The sequence below is a fragment of the Bacillus sp. BD59S genome (assembly GCF_007363175.1).
Classification (GTDB): Bacteria; Bacillota; Bacilli; order Bacillales; family Bacillaceae_G; genus Bacillus_A; species Bacillus_A pacificus.
Genome location: NZ_CP034686.1, coordinates 4,099,337 through 4,116,276, shown reverse-complemented (window position 1 = coordinate 4,116,276; position 16,940 = coordinate 4,099,337). Strand labels below are relative to the sequence as shown.

14 protein-coding genes and 1 other annotated feature are annotated in these 16,940 nt (G+C 37.8%); of the genes, 12 read left to right on the top strand and 2 right to left on the bottom strand.

Annotated features, from left to right (window positions below; all coding sequences use genetic code 11):
• Positions 1–3 precede the first annotated feature (3 nt).
• From recJ to EKQ63_RS23570, 8 genes are all read left to right on the top strand, one after another.
• Complete coding sequence (recJ, locus tag EKQ63_RS23600; protein WP_087954222.1) at positions 4–2,343, top strand: single-stranded-DNA-specific exonuclease RecJ; 2,340 nt, start codon at positions 4–6, stop codon at positions 2,341–2,343.
• Positions 2,344–2,390: 47 nt separating this feature from the next.
• Positions 2,391–2,903 (top strand): adenine phosphoribosyltransferase, encoded by a 513-nt coding sequence (locus EKQ63_RS23595; protein WP_000346214.1) that lies wholly within the window; start codon positions 2,391–2,393, stop codon positions 2,901–2,903.
• A 209-nt stretch (positions 2,904–3,112) separates the two neighbouring features.
• Positions 3,113–5,296: a GTP diphosphokinase gene (relA, locus tag EKQ63_RS23590; protein ID WP_001262809.1), complete on the top strand. Its 2,184-nt coding sequence runs from the start codon at positions 3,113–3,115 to the stop codon at positions 5,294–5,296.
• Between the two features lie 17 nt (positions 5,297–5,313).
• Positions 5,314–5,754 carry a D-tyrosyl-tRNA(Tyr) deacylase gene (locus EKQ63_RS23585; protein ID WP_001266956.1) on the top strand — a complete coding sequence of 147 codons (441 nt, stop codon included), beginning with the start codon at positions 5,314–5,316 and terminating at the stop codon, positions 5,752–5,754.
• A 186-nt stretch (positions 5,755–5,940) separates the two neighbouring features.
• On the top strand, positions 5,941–6,117 hold the full coding sequence (locus EKQ63_RS30015) for a hypothetical protein (protein WP_001242605.1): 177 nt from the start codon (positions 5,941–5,943) through the stop codon (positions 6,115–6,117).
• A 54-nt stretch (positions 6,118–6,171) separates the two neighbouring features.
• Positions 6,172–6,402: a binding site (T-box leader), on the top strand.
• Positions 6,403–6,471: 69 nt separating this feature from the next.
• Positions 6,472–7,743, top strand: a complete 1,272-nt coding sequence (gene hisS / locus EKQ63_RS23580; RefSeq protein WP_033656406.1) for a histidine--tRNA ligase — start codon at positions 6,472–6,474, stop codon at positions 7,741–7,743.
• A gap of 12 nt (positions 7,744–7,755) precedes the next feature.
• Entirely contained in the window at positions 7,756–9,531 is a 1,776-nt protein-coding gene (gene aspS / locus EKQ63_RS23575) for an aspartate--tRNA ligase (RefSeq protein WP_087954224.1), read from the top strand.
• 348 nt (positions 9,532–9,879) lie between these two features.
• The gene (locus EKQ63_RS23570; protein WP_000903177.1) at positions 9,880–10,647 is read left to right on the top strand and encodes a tRNA threonylcarbamoyladenosine dehydratase; all 768 of its coding nucleotides are present in this window, start codon (positions 9,880–9,882) and stop codon (positions 10,645–10,647) included.
• Positions 10,648–11,163: 516 nt separating this feature from the next.
• On the opposite strand, the gene EKQ63_RS23560 is transcribed toward EKQ63_RS23570, so the two are convergent.
• Both EKQ63_RS23560 and EKQ63_RS23555 read right to left on the bottom strand, forming a co-directional pair.
• Entirely contained in the window at positions 11,164–11,805 is a 642-nt protein-coding gene (locus EKQ63_RS23560; protein WP_087954227.1) for an RsfA family transcriptional regulator, read from the bottom strand.
• A 37-nt stretch (positions 11,806–11,842) separates the two neighbouring features.
• Positions 11,843–13,129 (bottom strand): replication-associated recombination protein A, encoded by a 1,287-nt coding sequence (locus EKQ63_RS23555; RefSeq protein WP_000812938.1) that lies wholly within the window; start codon positions 13,127–13,129, stop codon positions 11,843–11,845.
• 292 nt (positions 13,130–13,421) lie between these two features.
• On the opposite strand from EKQ63_RS23555, the gene cymR reads away from it, so the two are divergent.
• The 4 genes from cymR to EKQ63_RS23535 all read left to right on the top strand — a co-directional run bounded on the left by cymR (position 13,422) and on the right by EKQ63_RS23535 (position 16,921).
• Entirely contained in the window at positions 13,422–13,838 is a 417-nt protein-coding gene (cymR, locus tag EKQ63_RS23550; RefSeq protein ID WP_000704116.1) for a cysteine metabolism transcriptional regulator CymR, read from the top strand.
• A gap of 35 nt (positions 13,839–13,873) precedes the next feature.
• Positions 13,874–15,019: a cysteine desulfurase family protein gene (locus EKQ63_RS23545; RefSeq protein WP_087995434.1), complete on the top strand. Its 1,146-nt coding sequence runs from the start codon at positions 13,874–13,876 to the stop codon at positions 15,017–15,019.
• A gap of 16 nt (positions 15,020–15,035) precedes the next feature.
• On the top strand, positions 15,036–16,151 hold the full coding sequence (mnmA, locus tag EKQ63_RS23540) for a tRNA 2-thiouridine(34) synthase MnmA (protein ID WP_087954229.1): 1,116 nt from the start codon (positions 15,036–15,038) through the stop codon (positions 16,149–16,151).
• A gap of 110 nt (positions 16,152–16,261) precedes the next feature.
• The gene (locus EKQ63_RS23535; protein WP_087954230.1) at positions 16,262–16,921 is read left to right on the top strand and encodes a tetratricopeptide repeat protein; all 660 of its coding nucleotides are present in this window, start codon (positions 16,262–16,264) and stop codon (positions 16,919–16,921) included.
• Positions 16,922–16,940: the final 19 nt, after the last annotated feature.

Genomic DNA, 16,940 nt, shown 5'->3' with positions numbered 1-16,940 from the left:
TTCGTGTTACAACCGAAGACGCGTTGGAAAGAAAAAGAATATAATGGCGAGCGAGTGAGTGAATTAGCAAGTAAATTACAATTATCACCACTTGTCGTTTCGTTATTCCTCGGTAGAGGACTAGATACAGAAGATAAGATTTTAGATTTTTTAAATACAGAAAATCAAGAATTTCATGATCCATTTTTATTAGAAGGAATGGATAGAACGGTAGAACGTGTAAATAAGGCGATTCAAAATGGAGAGCAAATATTAATATTTGGTGACTACGATGCGGACGGAGTAAGTAGTACGACTGTGTTATATCTTGCCTTGCAAGAATTAGGTGCAGATGTAGAATTTTATATTCCAAACCGTTTTACAGAAGGATATGGACCAAACGAAGACGCATTTCGTTGGGCACATAGCGCAGGATTCTCACTCATTATTACTGTCGATACTGGTATCGCAGCTGTACATGAAGCGAAAGTAGCGAAGGAACTTGGGATAGATCTAATTATTACAGATCACCATGAGCCGCCACCAGAATTGCCAGAAGCACTTGCGATTATTCACCCGAAATTAGATGGCGGTGTGTATCCGTTTCACTATTTAGCGGGCGTTGGTGTTGCGTTTAAAGTTGCGCATGCACTACTCGGCCGTGTACCAGAACATTTATTAGAAATTGCAGTAATTGGTACAGTGGCTGATTTAGTATCACTTCATGGAGAGAATAGATTGCTAGTGAAGCGCGGTTTAAAACATATGCGCATGACGAAAAATATTGGACTAAAGGCGCTATTTAAAGTTGCTAACGTTTCACAAAGTGAAATTACAGAAGAGAGTATTGGCTTCTCAATCGCACCGCGTATTAATGCAGTTGGACGTTTAGAGGATGCTACGCCGGCTGTACATCTTTTATTATCAGAGGATCCCGAAGAAGCGAAAGAGCTGGCTGAAGAAATTGATGAGCTGAACAAACTGCGAAAAGATATTGTAAAGCAAATTACAGAAGAAGCTATCGCTGAAGTGGAAACGAATTTCCCGCCTGAAGACAATAAAGTATTAGTGCTTGCAAAAGAAGGATGGAATCCAGGTGTAATTGGAATTGTCGCTTCTAAATTAGTTGAACGTTTTTATCGTCCAACGATTGTATTATGCATTGATCCTGTGAAAGAAACAGCAAAAGGTTCAGCGCGTAGTATTGCAGGATTTGATTTGTTTGCAAACTTGTCAGATTGTAGAGAGTTATTGCCACACTTCGGAGGACATCCGATGGCAGCGGGAATGACGCTACATATGAATGATGTAGATGAATTACGCCGCCGTTTAAATGAGCAAGCAGAGGTAATTTTAACAGAAGAAGATTTTATTCCAATTACAGCTGTCGATGCATTTTGTAAAGTGGAGGACGTAACACTTGCAGCAATTGAAGATATGCAAAAGTTAGCACCATTTGGTGTTGGAAATCCAAAGCCACGTATTGCAGTGAAAGATGCGGAGTTAGAAAGTATTCGTGCAATCGGATCAGACGGTTCACATTTAAAAATGGCTCTTCGTGATGGACAAGCAACACTGGATACAATTGGATTTGGATTTGGTGCGTATGCGAAAGAAATTTCTCCAGTTGCAAAAGTATCTGTAATCGGGGAAGCGTCTATTAATGAATGGAATAATTTCAAGAAGCCGCAATTAATGGTACAAGATATTGCGGTAGAGGCATGGCAATTATTTGATTGGCGTAGTATGCGTAACGTAGAAGCAAATATAGCAGAGCTTCAGAAAGAAAAAATAACGATGGTGTATTTTTCTGAAGAGGTATTGAATAAATTTTCTTTAGAAGACTATAAAGAGTATATGATGCATGCATCAGAAGTAACAGAATTAGATGATCAATACATCGTGTTCCTTGATTTACCGAAAGGAACAGATGAATTACGAGAGCTATTTAAAGTGGGGTTCCCGTCGCGAATTTATACACTATTTTATCAAGAGAATAATCATTTATTTAGTACTGTTCCAACGAGAGAACACTTTAAATGGTACTATTCGTTCTTGAGCCAAAAATCACCATTTTCTTTAAGACAATATGGAGCGCAACTATGTCAGCATAAAGGTTGGTCAAAAGATACAGTAAATTTCATGACACAGGTGTTTTTTGAGTTAGAATTTGTTACAATAAAAGATGGCGTCATTTTTATGGCAGACAAAAAACAAAAGCGTGATTTAATTGAATCGAACACATATCGTGAGAAAATGAACCACTTACAATTAGAAAAAGAATTGGTTTATAGCACATATCAGCAACTATATACATGGTTTGAAACGATTCGTAATCATAAAGAAGTAGAACAGTTAGGGTAAAGGATTTGTATTTACAAACCTTTTAGATCTGAGGAGGATTCAGAAATATGGATTTCAAGCAACATATCGCAATTGTACCGGATTATCCGAAAGAAGGTATCGTGTTTAAAGACATTACACCGTTAATGAACGACGGTAAAGCATACAAAGCAGCAACAGATGCAATCGTTGAGTATGCAAAAGAGAGAGACATCGACCTTGTAGTAGGACCAGAAGCACGTGGCTTTATTATCGGTTGCCCAGTTTCTTATGCATTAGAAGTAGGATTTGCGCCAGTTCGTAAATTAGGAAAATTACCACGTGAAGTAATTACTGTTGACTACGGTAAAGAATATGGTAAAGACGTTTTAACAATCCATAAAGATGCAATTAAACCAGGTCAACGCGTATTAATTACAGATGACTTATTAGCTACAGGTGGAACAATTGAAGCGACAATTAAGTTAGTTGAAGAGCTAGGCGGAGTTGTAGCAGGAATTGCATTCTTAGTAGAACTTACTTACTTAGATGGTCGTAAAATGTTAGATGGTTACGATGTATTAGTATTAGAAAAATACTAATCACTATATAGTAAAACTACGGTGATAAAAAGTACCCGTGAATCTCTTGGAGAGGAGCGGGTACTTTTGTATAATTGAACAAAAAATTATGGTGAAATGTCAGTAAAATCTTTTCCTTTTCACAATTCACAATCATTGGGTTATAATGATAGAATATAATTTATTCTATTTAATTAAGATAAAGTCAATTTTCAATAAAAGGTGATTCGATGGCAAATGAGCAGGTACTAACAGCTGAACAGGTACTCGAGAAAGCAAGTCAATATTTAGTGGATGAAGATATTGAGCTAGTAGCACGTGCCTATGAATATGCACGCGATGCGCATAGCGAACAATATAGAAAATCGGGTGAACCGTACATTATTCATCCAATTCAAGTTGCAGGTATTTTAGTTGATTTACACATGGATCCAGCTACAGTATCAGCAGGTTTCTTACATGATGTAGTAGAAGATACAGAGATTACTTTAGAAGATATTGAACGGGAATTTAATAAAGAAATTGCTATGCTTGTCGATGGTGTGACAAAGCTCGGAAAGATTAAATATAAATCTCATGAGCAGCAACAAGCAGAAAACCATCGCAAAATGTTTATTGCAATGGCTCAAGATATTCGAGTTATTTTAATTAAACTAGCTGATCGTCTTCATAACATGCGTACATTGAAACATTTGCCTCAAGAGAAGCAGCGTCGCATTGCAAATGAAACGTTAGAAATCTTTGCACCTTTAGCACATAGACTCGGAATTAGTACTATTAAATGGGAGCTAGAGGATACGTCACTTCGCTATTTAAATCCACAGCAATATTATCGTATTGTAAATTTAATGAAGCGTAAACGTGCAGAACGTGAAGAGTATTTAGACGAAGTAATGACTGGTATTCGTGAGAAATTAGACGAAGTTGCAATTCAACCTGAAATTTCTGGAAGACCAAAACATATTTATAGTATTTATCGTAAAATGGCACTGCAAAATAAACAGTTCAATGAAATTTACGATTTATTAGCTGTACGTGTCGTTGTAAATAGTATTAAAGATTGTTATGCAGTACTTGGAATTATTCATACGTGCTGGAAGCCGATGCCAGGTCGTTTTAAAGATTATATTGCAATGCCGAAAGCAAATCTATATCAATCTCTTCATACGACTGTAATTGGGCCGAAAGGTGATCCACTTGAAGTGCAAATTCGTACGAAAGAAATGCATGAAATTGCAGAATTCGGGATCGCGGCACACTGGGCGTATAAAGAAGGAAAAACAGCAGAAACAACAGGCACATTAGAGAAGAAACTTACATGGTTCCGTCAAATATTAGAATGGCAAAATGAAGCTTCTAATGCAGAAGAGTTTATGGAGTCGTTAAAAATTGATTTATTCTCTGACATGGTATTCGTCTTTACACCGAAAGGCGATGTAATGGAACTACCACTTGGATCTGTTCCGATTGACTTTGCATATCGCGTGCATTCAGAGATTGGGAATAAAACAATTGGTGCAAAAGTAAACGGGAAAATGGTGACACTTGATTATAAATTAAAAACAGGTGACATTATTGAGATTTTAACATCGAAACATTCGTATGGACCAAGTCAAGATTGGGTGAAACTAGCTCAAACATCTCATGCAAAAAACAAAATACGTCAATTCTTTAAGAAGCAACGTAGAGATGAAAATATTGAGAAAGGCCGTGAACTTGTTGAGAAAGAAGTACGTAGCCTAGAGTATGAGATGAAAGAAGTGTTAGCTCCTGACAATTTAAAACGTGTTGCTGAAAAATTCAACTTTGCAAATGAAGAAGATATGTTTGCTGCAGTTGGATATAATGGCATCACTGCATCACAAATTGTTACGCGATTAACGGACAAGTTCCGTAAGCAACGTGAAGAAGAAGAGATTGTTGAAGTTAAAGAAGTTCGTAAACCGATGAAAATTCGAAAATGGGATTCTGGCGTTAAAGTAAGCGGTGCGGATAATTTATTAATTCGCTTATCAAAATGCTGTAACCCAGTACCTGGTGATGATATCGTTGGATATATTACGAAAGGCCGAGGCGTATCAATTCACCGCCGTGATTGTGTAAATGTTCATACAGAAGAAGCTATAGAACGTTTATTAGAAGTAGAGTGGGAAGGTAGTCCTGAAAAAGAAATTGAGTATAACGTTGATATTGAAATTTCAGGTTACGATCGCCGTGGTTTATTAAACGAAGTATTACAAGCTGTTACAGAGACGAAAACGTACATTTCGGCCGTTTCGGGTAGAAGTGACCGTAATAAGATGGCGACAATTAATATGTCAATCTCTATTCGTAACTTACAACACCTGAAAAAAGTAGTAGAACGCATTAAACGTGTTCCAGAAATTTATGCAGTACGACGCATGATGCATTAATAGGGAGTGTAGAAAAGATGAGAGTTGTTTTACAACGATCAAAAGAAGCGTCTGTCACAGTAGACGGTGAGATCGTAGGACAAATTCCGTTCGGTTTAACATTACTAGTTGGCATTACGCATGAAGATACAGAAAAAGATGCAACTTACATCGCAGAAAAAATTGCGAACTTACGTATTTTTGAAGATGAGAGCGGAAAGATGAACCATTCTGTACTCGATGTAGAAGGACAAGTTCTATCAATTTCGCAATTCACATTATATGGAGATTGTCGCAAAGGCAGACGTCCAAACTTTATGGATGCTGCCAAACCTGACTATGCAGAGCGTTTATATGATTTCTTTAATGAAGAAGTTCGTAAGCAAGGATTGCATGTAGAAACAGGGAAGTTCGGAGCGATGATGGATGTTTCTTTAATCAATGATGGTCCGGTGACCCTCATTGTGGAAAGTAAATAGTGTTGTTTAAGAAGAGAGGGTGATATCATCCTCTCTTTTTTATACATTGTTGTATGTTTTGTTCATTTATTCCGCTATTTGGATTCTTATTTTTGAATTAATAGCTGCTTCAGTTATGTATAACTCTCTCTTCAATATGGAACAATAAAAAGTAAAACATCCATATTGAATGTGAGGGATATACGTATGCGTATGAATGAAAAAGGGCATTCTGTTACAAATGGTGCAAATCAACTGTTTAACGTAAATTTTCATGATTTTATTTCGAAAGAGCAAAACAATACTTCAATGGAGCTTGCTTCTGAGTTTGGCATTTCTCTTCAAGATGTAAAGCGTCTAAAGAAGCAGATTGAACGCTCTTAGAGCACTTGACAATCCTACTGAACAAACGTATAGTAATTTTATATTTACATATGAATATAACCGTTGATAGAGAAGAGTAAATGAGACACACATGGAAAGAGAAGAAATGTCTTAGGCTGAAAACATTTCTACATGATGACTGATTGAATGACACTCTAGAGGTTTCAACTTGAACGGCGTATACGCTTAGTAGAGATGAACGCACATTTAAGCGTTATTAAAAAAGTGGAAGCATACGTGCTTCAATTAGGGTGGCACCACGGGTATAATACTCTCGTCCCTACTGTTCAAACAGTAGAGGCGGGAGTTTTTTTATTTTTATTAAGATTAAAACAATTTGAGGAGGAACTGAATATGTCTATTCAAATCCCACGCGGAACGCAAGATATTCTTCCAGGCACTGTTGAGTTATGGCAGTATATAGAAGGGCAAGCACGCGAAATTTGCCGTCGTTACAATTACAAAGAAATTCGTACACCAATTTTTGAACACACTGAGCTATTTTTACGTGGTGTTGGTGATACGACAGATATCGTACAAAAAGAAATGTACTCATTCCAAGATCGTGGAGAGCGTAGTTTAACATTACGTCCAGAAGGTACTGCACCTGTTGTACGTTCTTACGTTGAAAATAAAATGTTCGGTGACGCAACACAACCAACGAAATTATATTATATCGGTCAAATGTTCCGTTACGAAAGACCGCAAGCAGGCCGCTATCGTCAATTCGTACAATTTGGTATTGAAGCAATCGGTAGTAACGATCCTGCAATTGATGCAGAAGTAATTGCACTTGCTGTAGAGTTTTACCGCGGCATGGGCTTAAAAAATATTAAAGTTGTATTAAACAGCTTAGGTGATGCGGCGAGCCGTCAAGCGCACCGTGATGCGTTAATTGCACACTTCGAGCCACGTATCGGTGAGTTCTGTTCTGATTGTCAGTCTCGTTTAGAAAAGAACCCTCTTCGTATTTTAGATTGTAAGAAGGACCGTAACCATGAATTAATGGGAACGGCACCATCTATTACAGAATACTTAAATGAAGATTCAGCAGTATACTATGACAAAGTTCAAGAGCTATTAACGATGATGGATGTTCCATTTGAAAAAGATCCGAACTTAGTACGTGGTTTAGACTACTACCAACACACTGTTTTTGAAATTATGAGTGAAGCAGAAGGTTTCGGTGCTATTACTACATTAAGCGGTGGTGGACGTTACAACGGACTTGTACAAGAAATCGGTGGACCAGAAATGCCAGGTATCGGTTTTGCGATGAGTATTGAACGTTTAATTATGGCGCTAAAAGCTGAAAACATTGAATTACCAATTGAACATAGCATTGATTGTTACGTTGTAGCGCTTGGTGAAAAAGCGAAAGACCATGCTGCAAAAGTTGCGTTTGATCTTCGTAAAGCTGGATTATCAGTTGAAAAAGATTATTTAGACCGCAAAATGAAAGCACAATTTAAATCAGCAGATCGTCTAAAAGCGAAATTTGTAGCTGTATTAGGGGAAGATGAGCTAGATAAAGGCATCATTAACTTAAAAGATATGGCAACAGGCGAACAAGAAGAAGTAGCATTAGATGTATTTGCTTCATACGTAGCAGAGAAATTAATATAGGGGGAACTTACAGTGGCTGAAAGAACGCATGCATGTGGAAAAGTAACAGTAGAAGCAGTTGGACAAACAGTTCAATTAAAAGGTTGGGTACAAAAACGCCGTGATTTAGGTGGATTAATCTTTATCGACTTACGTGACCGTACAGGTATCGTACAAGTTGTATTTAACCCAGAAACATCAAAAGAAGCGCTAGAAGTAGCAGAAACAATTCGTAGCGAATACGTACTACACGTGGAAGGTACAGTTGTTGAGCGTGGTGAAGGCGCAATTAATGACAATATGGCAACTGGTCGTATTGAAGTACAAGCAACGAAAGTAAACGTATTAAATGCAGCAAAAACAACGCCAATTATTATTGCTGATGATACAGATGCATCAGAAGATGTGCGTTTAAAATATCGTTATTTAGACTTACGTCGCCCGGTAATGTTTAACACATTCAAAATGCGTCATGACGTAACAAAAACAATTCGTAACTTCTTAGACACAGAAGAGTTCTTAGAAGTGGAAACACCAATTTTAACGAAGAGCACACCAGAAGGAGCTCGTGACTATTTAGTACCAAGTCGTGTACATGACGGTGAATTCTATGCATTACCACAGTCTCCACAGTTATTTAAACAGCTTCTTATGGTCGGCGGATTTGAGCGTTACTATCAAGTAGCACGTTGTTTCCGTGACGAAGATTTACGTGCAGACCGTCAACCAGAATTCACGCAAATCGATATCGAAGCTTCATTCTTAACACAAGATGAAATTTTAGATATGATGGAGCGCATGATGACGAAAGTTATGAAGGATGCAAAAGGTGTAGAAGTGAGTGCACCATTCCCTCGTATGAAATATGCTGATGCAATGGCTCGCTACGGTTCTGATAAGCCAGATACACGCTTTGAAATGGAACTAACAGACTTATCTGAGTTTGCAGCAGGTTGTGGCTTTAAAGTGTTTACAAGTGCTGTAGAAAACGGCGGACAAGTAAAAGCAATTAATGCAAAAGGTGCTGCGAGCAAATACTCTCGTAAAGACATTGATGCATTAACTGAATTTGTAAAAGTATACGGTGCAAAAGGTTTAGCTTGGCTTAAAGTCGAAGAAGACGGCTTAAAAGGACCAATCGCGAAATTCTTTGGTGAAGAAGATGCAAACGTGTTAATGACTACATTAGAAGCTACTGCTGGCGACTTATTATTATTCGTAGCAGATAAGAAGAGCGTTGTTGCAGATAGCTTAGGTGCACTTCGTTTACGTCTAGGTAAAGAGCTTGAGTTAATTGACGAAAGTAAATTTAACTTCCTATGGGTAACGGATTGGCCACTTCTTGAGTACGATGAAGATGCAGATCGTTATTTCGCAGCTCACCACCCATTCACAATGCCATTCCGTGAAGATGTTGAACTATTAGAAACAGCACCAGAAAAAGCACGTGCACAAGCATATGACCTTGTATTAAACGGTTATGAGCTTGGTGGTGGATCACTTCGTATTTACGAGCGTGACGTACAAGAAAAAATGTTCAAAGCACTTGGATTCTCACAAGAAGAAGCACAAGAGCAATTCGGATTCTTATTAGAAGCATTCGAATACGGTACTCCACCACACGGTGGTATCGCATTAGGTTTAGACCGTCTTGTTATGTTACTTGCAGGTCGTACAAACCTTCGTGATACAATTGCATTCCCGAAAACAGCAAGCGCAAGCTGCTTATTAACAGAAGCTCCAAGCCCAGTTGCAGAAGCACAGCTTGAAGAGTTAAACTTAAAATTAAGCTTGAAAGAAGAGAAGTAAGAATAAAGTCTAGATGGTTATACTAATACCATCTAGACTTTTTTTGAGAGGAAGTTGAAAAAGTCCGGTTTAGATAACTGTCGCATCTCATCGTTGCATCGCCAGTCCGGTGCTCGAGTAGTAGTTCTACACTGCGCTCCTCCTGGCTTCAGCGCCTCGATCTGCTCGGTTCTCTAAATCCTCCTTTTTAAACTTGTATTGAAAGGAAGTTGAAAAAGTCCGGTTTACACTATGTTTTCATTTTCGAAATATGTATTTTTAGGAATTCTATAACTTTTTCTATACAAATAGTCGGAAAAACGCTAGAATACATGGTAGACCATTTTTGTAATAGGAGTGTAGAGCTGAATGTTACATCAATTTTCACGTAATGAATTAGCCTTCGGTAAAGAAGGACTTGAAATATTAAAAAATAGTACAGTCGGTATTTTAGGAATTGGCGGCGTAGGTTCTTTTGCAGCTGAAGCGTTAGCACGTTCTGGCGTAGGACGTCTCGTATTAGTTGATAAAGACGTTGTAGATATTACAAACGTAAACCGTCAAATTCACGCTTTAGTATCTACTGTAGGACGTTCAAAAGTAGAATTAATGAAAGAGCGTATCGCAGACATTAACCCAGAGTGTGAAGTAATTGGATTAGAAATGTTTTATACAGATGAAACATATGAAGAGTTCTTTAAGCACGGTTTAGACTTCGTAGTGGATGCATCTGATACAATTACGTTCAAAATTCATTTAATTAAACAATGTTTACGTCGTAAAATTAAAATTATCTCAAGTATGGGTGCAGCAAATAAAATGGACCCAACTCGTTTCCGTATTGCGGACATCTCTAAAACACATACAGATCCAATTGCGAAAGTCATTCGTACGAAGCTTCGTAAAGAGGGTATTAAAAAAGGTGTAAAAGTTGTCTTCTCTGACGAAAACCCAATCGTAATTCGTGAAGAAGTACGTAAAGAAATCGTACCAGACGAAAATGCAAAAATTCGTAAAGCGAAATTACCACCTTCATCAAATGCATTCGTACCATCTGTGGCAGGCTTAATTATGGCAAGTCACGTTGTACGTGAACGTATTAAAAACGTAGAAGTGAAGCGTGTAGGACAAGAATAAAGTGAAAGCATATATCCATTTCGGATATATGCTTTTTTTTATAAGTATTAAAGAAATAGGGATATTTGTATTACTACTAGTTCAAATGTAAGTAAGGCTAGTAAGTAATGATCATATTTATCTGATGTATAGGCGGACGTCTTTTTTAAACTGTTAATGGTGAAAAGAGCTAAAGTTAGGACGAGAACACCGAGTGTTATTTTGAAGACTATTAATGAAATAGTAACCATCTCCCTTCAAACATATATGTTTATAGTAACATTTAAGTAAAAAATATCCAATTTTTTTCAGGGGTTTCCTTGTATGAAAGGGAGGGATACTTCGTCAATTTTTGTCGGTAAATCGATATTCCTTGTCGAATAGTCAATATAATTAAAAAATCGTTGATATATTGTAAGTTACGATAGATATATTCGAAAAATCGTCGATATAATTTCATTTAACAATATGCTATCCACCGAAGAAACAAAAAAAGGATGTCACTTAGCCGGAAAATTAGGCTAGGTGACATCCTTTTTAATTCTCTGCAGAATAAATAATATCTAAATTTCCATTTTGATCTGTCTTAAAAATGGGCGCAATCTGCTCTTCTTGTTCTTCAACTGAAACGAGTTTTCGAGCACGATCCATAATTCTAACGAGCATTGCATAATCTTCTTCGATTGCTTGTTGTTTTTTTGTGAGTACAGCTAATTTAGTTTCGAGCTCATCATTCGTTTTTTGCAAGGAAGTGAGCTGAGTTTGTAATACTTCATTTTCAGTTTGTAACTTTGCGAGTGAAGGATTATTGTGCTCCAAGTTTTGCAAAAACGAGATGACATTTTGCATTGTAAGTTCTTGTTTACTTGGTACAATATCTTCTGAAAACTCAGCGTCGATTACGAGTTGTTTCGTTTTCGTGAACTGATCTTTTTCTATTTTAGCTTCAGAGCGCTTTAATTCTTTCCGTTGTTTTTTTGCAAGTTGCACCGCATCTTCGTAATTCGGCCTTACTTCAGCATTCCATCTAAATCCGCAAGCTGCTGAAGTGCGGTTCAATGTATCGCCAACTTCATCGAATGCTTTTATTTGTGTACTGCCGCTGCGAATATGTCGTAAAACAGTTTCGGCTAAAAGGAGATCGTCTTCTTTTGTCCATGCATCTTGACGTGTTTTCATAAGCGAAGCCTCCATAATGGTGACGTTTTCGCTTATGTTACCCTTTATTTTTCGTTTTATTCGAACTTTGTAATCTTTCATATACAGTAGAAAGTGCTTGCTCAAATTTCCCTGTCGTTTTCGGTTTATAATATTGTTTGTTTTTTATTTTATCAGGTAAGTATTGTTGTTGTACCCAGCCATTTGGATGGTCGTGTGGATATAAGTATCCAATGCCCCTTCCAAGTGATTCGGCACCTTTGTAATGACTATCTTTTAAATGACTTGGGATGTCGCCTGTTTGCCCGTTACGTAAATCGTGTAATGCAGCATCAAGTGCTTTATAAGCTGAGTTTGATTTTGGTGATAGGCAAAGCTCAATAACGGCATTTGCAAGTGGTATGCGTGCCTCTGGGAATCCAACGCGTTCAGCTGATTCTATAGCTGCTAGCGTACGTGGTCCAGCTTGTGGGCTAGCAAGTCCAATATCTTCATATGCCATAATAAGAAGACGTCTACCGATGCTTTGCAGGTCACCAGCTTCAATAAGGCGTGCTAAATAGTGAAGTGCTGCATTTACATCGCTTCCGCGCACCGATTTTTGAAATGCCGATAATACGTCATAATGAGCATCTCCGCCCTTGTCATGAACGAAGCTCTTTTTTTGTAAGCATTCTTCAGCGATTTCTAGCGTAATTTCCGCAGCTTTGTCATCAGTTGTAAAGCTAGATAAAACAGCTAGTTCAAGCGCATTATAAGCGGAACGCATATCTCCGCCTGATGCGTTTGCGAAGTGATGTAATGCCTCAGGCGTAACCGTTACATCATATTCTCCAAGACCTTTTTCTTTATCTTCAAGTGCTCGTTTTAAGCCAATTAAAAGATCGTCTTCTGTTAATGCGTGTAATTCGAAGATTTGACAACGACTTCGAATAGCAGAATTAATAGCATGGAACGGATTACTCGTCGTTGCACCGATCAAAGTAAGAAGCCCGCTTTCTAAATGAGGTAATAGAAAATCCTGTTTTGCTTTATCTAGACGATGTACTTCATCTAAAATTAAAACGAGGTGTCGATGCATCTTTGCCTCTTGTACGACAACTTCCATATCTTTTTTATTGTGAGTAACAGCGTTTAATAGGCGAAAAGGGGTTCCGGTACTTCCTGCAATTGCGCTCGCGATGGATGTTTTTCCAGTGCCTGGAGGGCCATATAAAATCATAGATTGAAAATGATTTGCTTGGACCATTCGCCATAAAATTTTTCCTTCACCAACTAAATGTTGTTGTCCGATAATTTCTTGAATATTTGTAGGGCGCATTCGATGTGCGAGTGGTTGTTTCATTTTTACCGTCTCCCTTAATGTATAATCTCTTTCTATCGTATCATTTTTTTTAGTGGAATTTGAAATAGGATGATGTTTTGTGGGAAAAATGAATATGAATATTTTCATTTTTCTTTCAATTGTAATAATTTCCGAGTTTTTCAATGTGATTTTATGTTATCATTTTGATACACAAGTTGAAATTTCTTATAATACTATATTATGCTATAATTTCATAGGATTTTAAATTGTGTTCTTTTATAAATAAGATATAACCAATAGAAGTGAAAATTTGAAAAGAGGTGCAAAATAGATGAAGATTTCAACGAAAGGCCGCTACGGCTTAACAATTATGATCGATCTTGCAAAAAAGTTTGGTGAAGGTCCGATTTCATTAAAATCAATTGCGCAGGCACATGACTTATCGGAACATTACTTAGAGCAGTTAATTTCACCACTTCGTAATGCTCGTCTAGTAAAGAGTACGCGCGGGGCATATGGCGGATATGTATTATCTGATCAACCAGCTAACATTACAGCTGGGGATGTAATCCGTGTATTAGAGGGTCCGATTAGCGTTGTAGAAATGATAGAAGAAGAAGAACCAGCACAACGCCAATTATGGATGCGTGTTCGTGATGCGGTGCAAGAAGTGTTAGATAGTACAACGTTAGAAGATTTAGTACGTTATGAGGAAGAAAATCACGGGGGCTATATGTTTTACATTTAATTCCTTGTGAAACGATTTGGAAAGAAGGAGATTTAATGGAACGCATTTACTTAGATCATGCTGCGACATCTCCGACTCACCCAGAAGTGGTCGAAAAGATGATTCCATATATGACAGAAACATTCGGAAACCCGTCTAGTATTCACTTTTATGGACGTCAAACGCGCCATGCAGTAGATGAGGCGAGACGCGCATGTGCACGTAGCATTCATGCGAATCCGAGTGAAATTATATTTACGAGCGGTGGTACGGAAGCTGATAATTTAGCGCTTATCGGTGTAGCGCGTGCAAACCGTCATAAAGGTAACCACATTATAACGACACAAATTGAACATCACGCAATTTTGCATACGTGTGAATTGTTAGAGCGTGAAGGATTTGAAGTGACATATTTACCTGTTGATGAAACAGGACGCGTTCAAGTTTCTGACATACAAAAGGCATTAACAGAAGAGACAATTCTCGTATCCGTTATGTTTGGGAATAATGAAGTTGGGACGATGCAACCAATTGCGGACATAGGTAAGCTGCTAAAAGAGCATCAAGCTTATTTCCATACAGATGCGGTACAAGCTTACGGTTTAGTAGAAATTAATGTGAAAGAGTTTGGTATTGATTTATTATCAATTTCAGCCCATAAAATTAACGGACCAAAAGGTGTCGGGTTCTTATACGCTGGTGCAAATGTGAAATTTGAACCGTTATTAATAGGCGGGGAGCAAGAAAGAAAACGCCGTGCTGGTACTGAAAATGTGCCGAGTATCGTTGGTTTGCAACATGCAATTTTGCTAGCTGAAAAAACTCGTGAGCAAAAAAATGCCCAATATGAAGAGTTTAAAGATATAATGGTATCTGTCTTCAAAAATGAAGAAATTATTTTCGAGGTAAACGGAAACTTAGAATATCGCTTACCACATGTGCTTAATATTAGTTTTACAGGAATGAACATTGAACCGTTTCTTGTGAACTTAGACTTAGCTGGCATTGCAGTATCAAGTGGTTCGGCTTGTACAGCTGGTTCGATTGATCCATCACATGTATTAGTGGCGATGTTCGGAAAAGACTCCGATCAAATACGTTCATCCGTACGCTTTAGTTTCGGACTTGGAAATACGAAAGAGCAAGTTGAGAAAGCGGCGTACGAAACAGTGAAAATCGTGAAGCGATTAACACAAAATTAGCATGGGAGGTGACATGATGAACAAACTACCTCACGAAACACGCGTTGTCATTGGGATGTCCGGTGGCGTCGATTCATCTGTAGCGGCTCTTTTATTAAAAGAGCAAGGTTATGATGTAATCGGAATTTTTATGAAAAACTGGGATGATACAGATGAGAATGGTGTCTGCACAGCAACAGAAGATTACAATGATGTAATCGAAGTATGTAACCAAATTGGTATTCCGTATTATGCAGTAAACTTTGAAAAACAATACTGGGATAAAGTATTTACGTACTTCTTAGATGAATACCGAGCTGGTCGTACACCAAACCCAGATGTAATGTGTAATAAAGAAATTAAATTTAAAGCATTTTTAGAGCATGCAATTGCCCTTGGTGCTGATTATGTAGCGACAGGCCATTATGCACGCGTTGCTTATATGGACAGCGAATATAAAATGCTTCGCGGCGTTGATGATAATAAAGACCAAACGTATTTCTTAAATCAATTAAGCCAAGAGCAATTATCAAAAACAATGTTCCCGCTTGGTGAACTGAAGAAACCACAAATTCGTGAAATGGCGAAAGAAGCTGGTTTAGCGACAGCGGCGAAGAAAGATAGTACTGGTATTTGCTTTATTGGTGAGCGTAACTTTAAAGATTTCTTAAGTAACTATTTACCAGCACAACCAGGTGTGATGCAAACATTATCTGGTGAAGTAAAAGGGAAGCATGACGGTTTAATGTACTATACAATTGGACAACGTCATGGGCTTGGTATTGGTGGTAACGGTGATCCGTGGTTTGCTGTTGGGAAAAACTTGAAAGAAAATATTTTATATGTTGATCAAGGATTCCATAACGAACTTCTATATGGTGATGAAGTTATTGCTACGAATGTTGGCTGGGTAAGTAATGAAGCGAAAGAAAAAGAATTTAAGTGCACAGCGAAATTCCGTTATCGTCAAGAAGACAATAAAGTAACGGTTCAAATCGTTGATGAAAATACAGTTCGTATTCTTTGTGACGAGCCAATTCGTGCAATTACACCAGGACAAGCAGTTGTTTTCTATGATGGAGATGAGTGCTTAGGCGGTGCTACAATTGATGAAGTGTACCGTAGCGGTAAGAAATTGGATTATTTAGGATAAAACGAGAAGCCTCTACCGATTCGCGGTTAGAGGTTTCTTTTACATAAGGCGAATTTTCGTTCGCTTAGAAAATACATTCTTTGTTATAATTTGTTGTAGAGGTGAAGGACATGTCAAACAAACTTGAAACAGGTATTCAATATATGCAAGAAGGAAACTGGGAAGAAGCTGCTAAAAATTTCACAGAAGCAATCGAAGAAAATCCGAAAGATGCGCTTGGATACGTTAATTTTGCGAACTTATTAGATGTACTAGGTGACAGTGAGAGAGCAGTTTTATTTTATAAACGTGCATTAGAGCTAGATGATAAATCTGCGGCTGCTTATTACGGATTAGGAAATGTATATTACGGTCAAGAGCAATTCGCAGAGGCGAAAGCTGTATTTGAACAAGCGATGCAAGCTGGATTACAATCAGCTGATGTAACATTTATGCTAGGTATTACACATGTGCAACTTGGAAATGATCGTCTTGCACTGCCGTTTTTACAAAGAGCAACAGAATTAGATGAAAACGATGTAGAAGCTGTGTTCCAGTGCGGACTTTGCTTTGCGCGACTAGAACATATTCAAGAGGCGAAACCTTACTTTGAAAAGGTATTAGAAATGGATGAAGAGCATGCGGATGCGTATTATAATTTAGGTGTTGCGTACGTATTTGAAGAAAATAACGAGAAGGCTCTTGCTTTATTTAAGAAAGCAACTGACATTCAGCCGGATCACTTTTTAGCTGGTAATGGTGTTCGTTTATTAGAGCAAGAAGCTGAATAAGATGAAAATATAGTTTAAT

Excerpts from the sequence above, each read along its gene's own strand:
- EKQ63_RS23595 (WP_000346214.1), top strand. The coding sequence starts at position 2,391 with ATGGATTTCAAGCAACATATCGCAATTGTACCGGATTATCCGAAAGAA.
- relA (WP_001262809.1), top strand. The coding sequence starts at position 3,113 with ATGGCAAATGAGCAGGTACTAACAGCTGAACAGGTACTCGAGAAAGCA.
- EKQ63_RS23585 (WP_001266956.1), top strand. The coding sequence starts at position 5,314 with ATGAGAGTTGTTTTACAACGATCAAAAGAAGCGTCTGTCACAGTAGAC.
- EKQ63_RS30015 (WP_001242605.1), top strand. The coding sequence starts at position 5,941 with ATGCGTATGAATGAAAAAGGGCATTCTGTTACAAATGGTGCAAATCAA.
- hisS (WP_033656406.1), top strand. The coding sequence starts at position 6,472 with ATGTCTATTCAAATCCCACGCGGAACGCAAGATATTCTTCCAGGCACT.
- EKQ63_RS23570 (WP_000903177.1), top strand. The coding sequence starts at position 9,880 with ATGTTACATCAATTTTCACGTAATGAATTAGCCTTCGGTAAAGAAGGA.
- EKQ63_RS23560 (WP_087954227.1), bottom strand. The coding sequence starts at position 11,805 with ATGAAAACACGTCAAGATGCATGGACAAAAGAAGACGATCTCCTTTTA.
- EKQ63_RS23555 (WP_000812938.1), bottom strand. The coding sequence starts at position 13,129 with ATGAAACAACCACTCGCACATCGAATGCGCCCTACAAATATTCAAGAA.
- cymR (WP_000704116.1), top strand. The coding sequence starts at position 13,422 with ATGAAGATTTCAACGAAAGGCCGCTACGGCTTAACAATTATGATCGAT.
- EKQ63_RS23545 (WP_087995434.1), top strand. The coding sequence starts at position 13,874 with ATGGAACGCATTTACTTAGATCATGCTGCGACATCTCCGACTCACCCA.
- mnmA (WP_087954229.1), top strand. The coding sequence starts at position 15,036 with ATGAACAAACTACCTCACGAAACACGCGTTGTCATTGGGATGTCCGGT.
- EKQ63_RS23535 (WP_087954230.1), top strand. The coding sequence starts at position 16,262 with ATGTCAAACAAACTTGAAACAGGTATTCAATATATGCAAGAAGGAAAC.